This window comes from Mesorhizobium sp. M7A.F.Ca.US.006.04.2.1, assembly GCF_004022915.1.
Classification (GTDB): domain Bacteria; phylum Pseudomonadota; class Alphaproteobacteria; order Rhizobiales; family Rhizobiaceae; genus Mesorhizobium; species Mesorhizobium ciceri.
Map to the genome: position 1 here is coordinate 1 of NZ_RZQA01001144.1, position 1565 is coordinate 1565.

The 1565-nt window shown below is 60.8% G+C and carries 2 protein-coding genes; both read right to left on the reverse strand.

The window, feature by feature from the left end; genetic code table 11:
* Positions 1–296: 296 nt before the first annotated feature.
* Complete coding sequence (locus tag EN925_RS35195; RefSeq protein WP_027161485.1) at positions 297–707, reverse strand: GNAT family N-acetyltransferase; 411 nt, start codon at positions 705–707, stop codon at positions 297–299.
* 36 nt (positions 708–743) lie between these two features.
* Positions 744–1565: NAD+ synthase (locus EN925_RS35200; RefSeq protein WP_128337335.1), on the reverse strand; the 822-nt coding region annotated here is incomplete at its 5' end.

Genomic DNA, 1565 nt, shown 5'->3' on the forward strand with positions numbered 1-1565 from the left:
GCGGAGTGGCATATTTGGCGTATCGCCCATAACCGGGCGGCGATCGGCATCGGCATAAGCCTGTGCTCGATCCGGCATCGGCACGAAGGGCAAACCTTCGCGGAGCGCCGGATGAGACCTAGGCTTCGCGGCCTCGCATTGCCATGTGAAATACTGCCATTCGGACCTCCCGCAAGACAATTGCGGAGCGGTTCTTATAGAGACGCTCCGATGCACCGCCAAGACGGGCTGACGCCAAAAGCGTATCTGGTCCAACCACTGCGATTATTTTGCAACAATGGCGGGCAAGCCGCGCCTCATTCAGGAACGCGATCCAAGCGCATGTAGCGGCCATCGGTCGATGGCTTGAACCCGAGCTTTTCATACATGCCATGGGCATCGCTGGTCGACAGGCTCCAATGGAAAACGGTCCTGACCTCCGGATGGTCGATCAAGGCCTGGACGAGCCGGCTTCCTATGCCTTGCCCGCGATTCTCCGGCCAGATGATGAGATCGGCGAGATAGGCGAATACGGTGCGGTCGGTGATCGCCCGGCCGAAGCCGACTTGCCTGCCATCGACATAGGCGCCGACGCAAAGCGAATTGGCAAAGGCGCGGCGATGGACTTCGTCAGTGCGTCCGGCGCCCCAATAGCTTGCCATTAACAGGTCCGATGTCGCACGGAAATCGATCCGTGACATGTCGAAGCTGATCTCACAATCGGGCATGGTTGTCTCCGGCCGCGCCGCGTGCGCTTTCGGTACCTAGCTGCGATCCCTGAAACGATTGGTGATGGGGTAGCGGCGGTCGCGGCCAAAATTCTTTTTCGTGATCTTCACGCCCGGCGCCGCCTGCCGTCGCTTGTATTCTGCGATGTAGAGCAGGTGCTCGATGCGCGTCACCGTCGCCCGGTCATGGCCGCGCGCGACGATGTCGTCGACACCCATCTCATTCTCGACCAGGCATTCGAGGATATCGTCCAGCACCGGATAGGGCGGCAGCGAATCCTGATCGGTCTGGTTCTCGCGCAATTCCGCCGACGGTGCCTTGTCGATGATGTTTTTCGGGATCACCTCGCCCGAGGGGCCCAGCGCACCCGGCGGCACGTGGCTGTTGCGCCAGCGCGACAGCGCGTAGACCTGCATCTTGTAGAGGTCCTTGATCGGATTGAAGCCGCCATTCATGTCGCCATAGAGCGTGGCATAACCGACCGACATCTCGCTCTTGTTGCCGGTGGTGACGACCATCGAGCCGAACTTGTTGGAGATCGCCATCAGGATGGTGCCGCGTGCGCGGCTCTGCAAATTCTCCTCGGTGATACCTTCCTTGGTGCCTTCGAACATCTGCGTCAGTGCGTGCAGGAAGCCCTCGACCGGCTCGAAGATGGGCACGATGTCATAGCGGCAGCCGAGAGCGCGGGCGCAATCCTCGGCATCTTTGAGCGAATCCTTCGAGGTATAGCGGTAGGGCATCATCACCGCGCGCAGCCGTTCCTCGCCGAGCGCATCGACGGCCAGCGCCGCGCAGATCGCCGAATCGATGCCGCCGGACAGACCAAGCACGACGTTCTTGAAGCCGTTCTTGTT

Bases quoted from the DNA above. Each gene is read 5' to 3' on its own strand.
- EN925_RS35195 (WP_027161485.1), bottom strand. From the start codon at position 707: ATGCCCGATTGTGAGATCAGCTTCGACATGTCACGGATCGATTTCCGT.